Genomic DNA, 3,577 nt, shown 5'->3' with positions numbered 1-3,577 from the left:
CAACGTCCCTGATGGGGCCGTTTCCGCGCGGTCCCGGGCCCGCCTCCAGGACGGGAGTCGCGTATTCGCATCCGATGCAATTGGCGTCGGTTGGATCAATCGAACCTTGGTTGGCGCTGAGATGTGTGCAGGACGAACAGGATGGCCTGGAACACCAGCCGGTCCGGATGCCGCTTGCGCCCCGGATACCGGGTCCGACGCTCAACCTTGGGCAGCAGCGGCGCGATCACGGCCCACAACTCGTCGTCGACTTCCCACGGCTTCGGCTGCGCCACCCCGCACCCCGAGATCACCAGTCCCGAAGTGATCCAACCACCTTGAAGATCATTTTTGTTAGGAGTTCTAAGGAGACGGTGACCGCTTCCCTGGCCGACCTACGGCCGTATGAAGAAGATGCCCGCCTTAGGCGCGTTCTGGCCCCGCGGCGGCCGCTTCACCCGCATCCGGGGAGCCCGGCGACCCACCTGCCCGCAGACCCGGACCAGCAGGTCTTCCACCAGCACCACAACCTGCTCTTCTCGCTGGCCTACCGCCTCCTCGGCACCGCCGCCGACGCCGAGGACGCCGTCCAGGGTGCCTGGATCAAGTGGTCCGCCGCCGCCCGCTCGCAGGTGGCCGGCCCCAAGGCGTACCTGACCCGGACGTTGACCAACCTGGCCCTGGAACGCCTGCGCTCCACCAGGCACCAGCGCGAGACCTACGTCGGCCCCTGGCTCCCCGAGCCCATCCCCACCACCGCCCACACCACCGACGTCGCCGAGACCGTCACGGACGCCGAGTCGGTGTCGATGGCGATGATGGTCGTCCTGGAAACCCTCAGCCCCCGGAACGCGCGGTGTTCGTCCTGAAGGAGGTCTTCGACTTCAGTCACGTCGAGATCGCGGAGGCGGTGGACCGCTTAGAACCTGCGGTCCGCCAGGCCGCCCACCGTGCCCGCGAGCACGTACGAGCCCGCTGCCCCCGCTTCACCGCCGGCCACTCCCACCGCCGCGAGGCCACCGGACGGTTCCTCGCCGCGGCCACCGGAGGCGACCTCAACACCCTGATGGAACTGCTCTCCCCAGACGTCACGTTGTGGATCGACGGCGGAGGCAAGGCCCACCAGGCCCTGCGCCCGGTCGTCGACGCCCAGACGGTGGCCTCCTGGTTCGCCGCCATCGGCACCGTCACCTGCCAGGGCGTGACCCCCGAAGACATGAAGGCCAAACTCGCCGAGATCAACGGCGGCCCGGGTCTGCTGTTCATCGCCCCGGACCGCGTGATCGCCACCGTCACCTTCGACTTCGACGCCGACGGCCGCATCACCGCCATCCACAGCGTGGCCGACCCGGACAAGCTCCAGGCCGTCATCGCGGGCACCACGCACGCGTCGGAAGGCGCTGAGCCATTACGTCGTAATGGCCGGGTGTCTGCAGCCCGCAGTCCCGGGCGGCCCATTACGACGTAATAGCGCGCCACGGGTCATGGCCCCGCACCTGCCCTCCCACGCGCTCGACTGAGCGCTCGTCAACGCGGACTCGAGGGCCGTCCGTCAGGTTGCTCAAAGGCCGCGCTCCAGCCCGCCTGGACACCACCCGCCCCGCCTCCCGCCGCGAGCCCCGGGCTCTCGCCTGACACTCCCCCACTCATTACGGCGTAATAGCCCGACTGCCACTCCCCCTGCCCCGCCGGGCTATTACGCCGTAATGGCCGGTCATCCCAGCCAACTTTCCCTTACTAACGCGTCAATGGCAGCATTCGATCTTGCGCGTTAGTAAGGTAGCCCCCATGAGTTCTCCAGCCACCTCTAGCGACCGCGAGAAGGTCGTGTCCAAGCTGCCGGGATGGCTCCGGCAGGACCTCAAAGTCAGAGCCGCCCAGCACGGCCTCGAGATCCAGAGCGCCGTCGAACAGGGCATCGCCGCCTGGTGCGACCTCGCCTCCGCCCTGGAAACCATCGACACCTCCGGTGCCGACTCCTTCTCCACCTTCCTGCCCCAGGGCCAGTGGGACGCCTTCAAACAGACCGCGGGCGACCGCGGGGTCTCCCTCATCCAGGGCCTCGCCCAGTCCGTCAAGCTCTGGCTCGACACCAACCCCGCCCCCGATGTCGTACGACCGGCCGTCACCCGGCGCATCATCGTCTGCAACCAGAAGGGCGGCGTCGGCAAGACCGCCATCACCGCCGGCACCGGCGAGGCGATGGCCGAGGACCCCAACAAGCTCTACCCGGTCCGCGTCGCCAAGCAGCTCGTCGCCGCCCTCCGCGCCGGCGCGACCGATGAGGAACCCACCGACAACCCCCTGGATGTCGAGAACCTCCCCGGCCTCGGCATGCGCGTCCTCCTGGTCGACTTCGACCCCCAGTGCCACCTCACCAACCAACTCGGCGCCGTCCCCCTGCCGATGAACGGCGACAGCCTCACCAACCACATGGCGGGCGACCCCAAGGGCGACCTGCGCGACCTGGTCGTCTCCATCGACGAGGAGAACTTCGACGGCCGACTGCACCTGCTGCCCGGCTGCAACGACGCCTTCCTCCTCGACGTCCGCCTCTCCGCCGTACGAGCCCGGGAAGCCGCCCTCGAACGGGCCCTGGCCCCCCTGGAGCCCTATTACGACGTAATTCTCGTCGACTGCCCGCCCAGCCTCGGCCTCAGCATGGACGCCGCCGCCTACTACGGCCGCCGCCGCGACAATGAGAAGCCCGGCCAGTCCGGCGCCCTCATCATCGTCCAGGCCGAGGACAGCTCCGCCGACGCCTACGAACTCCTCACCACCCAGATCGAGGACCTCCGCGCCGACCTCTCCCTCGAGATCGACTACCTGGGCATCGTCGTCAACCTCTACGACGGCCGCCGCGGCTACATCGCCACCTCCTCCCTTCAGGGCTGGGTCGACATAAAGGACCCACGAGTCGTCGGCCTGATCGGCGACCTGAAGGAGCAGAAAGAAGCAGTCCGCGTGAAGCAGCCCCTGCTCTCCTACGCCCCCAAGTCCCAGCAGGCGGTCAGCATGCGCGCCCTGGCCCGGGAGATCTCATGACCAAGAAGGCCGACCAGCTGGGCGCGGGCCGCTTCGGCAGCTCCGCCCGCCCGGTCAGTGCCCGCCGCGCGGCGGTCGCGGCGGCCACCGGCGTTCCCACGGACGGTGTCGCCCCGCCCACCGAACTCCCCACCCACCGCATCAGCCTCAACCCCGACAACCCCCGCTCCACCCTCGGTGACCTGACCGACCTCGCGGGCAGCCTCCGCACCCACGGCCAGAAGCAGGCGATCACGGTCATGAACCGTGACGTCTACATCAAGGCCAACCCGGACCACGAGGCCGACCTCGAGCCGGACACCCATTACGTCGTCATCGACGGCAGCAGCCGCCTCGCCGCCGCCCGCGAAGCAGGCCTCGCCACCATCAAGGTCATGGTCAGCGACGACCAGGGCAGCACCTCGGAGGAACTCCTCGAATCAGCCCTGGTGGCCAACATCCACCGTCAGGACCTCGATGAGCTGGACGAGGCTAAGGCCCTCAACCGCCTCCTGGCCATCCACGGCAGCCAAACGGCCCTCGCCAAGCGCCTCCACCGTTCCCAGGGCTGGGT

The 3,577-nt window shown here is 68.7% G+C and carries 2 protein-coding genes and 2 pseudogenes; 3 read left to right on the top strand and 1 reads right to left on the bottom strand.

Annotated features, from left to right (window positions below):
- Positions 1–122: 122 nt before the first annotated feature.
- A pseudogene (locus tag ACIBBH_RS42430) lies at positions 123–275 on the bottom strand (transposase); the annotation flags it as partial.
- 189 nt (positions 276–464) lie between these two features.
- On the opposite strand from ACIBBH_RS42430, the pseudogene sigJ reads away from it, so the two are divergent.
- From sigJ to ACIBBH_RS42415, 3 genes and pseudogenes are all read left to right on the top strand, one after another.
- Positions 465–1,447: pseudogene (gene sigJ, locus ACIBBH_RS42425) on the top strand (RNA polymerase sigma factor SigJ).
- A 320-nt stretch (positions 1,448–1,767) separates the two neighbouring features.
- On the top strand, positions 1,768–3,024 hold the full coding sequence (locus tag ACIBBH_RS42420; RefSeq protein WP_399414335.1) for an AAA family ATPase: 1,257 nt from the start codon (positions 1,768–1,770) through the stop codon (positions 3,022–3,024).
- Positions 3,021–3,577, top strand: a 557-nt coding sequence (locus ACIBBH_RS42415) for a ParB/RepB/Spo0J family partition protein (protein ID WP_399414333.1), incomplete at its 3' end; no start/stop codon positions are given. The genes ACIBBH_RS42420 and ACIBBH_RS42415, both read left to right, overlap by 4 nt.

Origin of the sequence: Streptomyces sp. NPDC051636, from assembly GCF_044453765.1 — a bacterium.
Taxonomy (GTDB): Bacteria; Actinomycetota; Actinomycetes; order Streptomycetales; family Streptomycetaceae; genus Streptomyces.
The sequence above is the reverse complement of the archived record's forward strand: the minus strand, read 5'-3'. Positions and strand labels throughout refer to the sequence as shown.

Coding starts and splice junctions, on each gene's coding strand:
- ACIBBH_RS42420 (WP_399414335.1), top strand. CDS start 1,768: ATGAGTTCTCCAGCCACCTCTAGCGACCGCGAGAAGGTCGTGTCCAAG.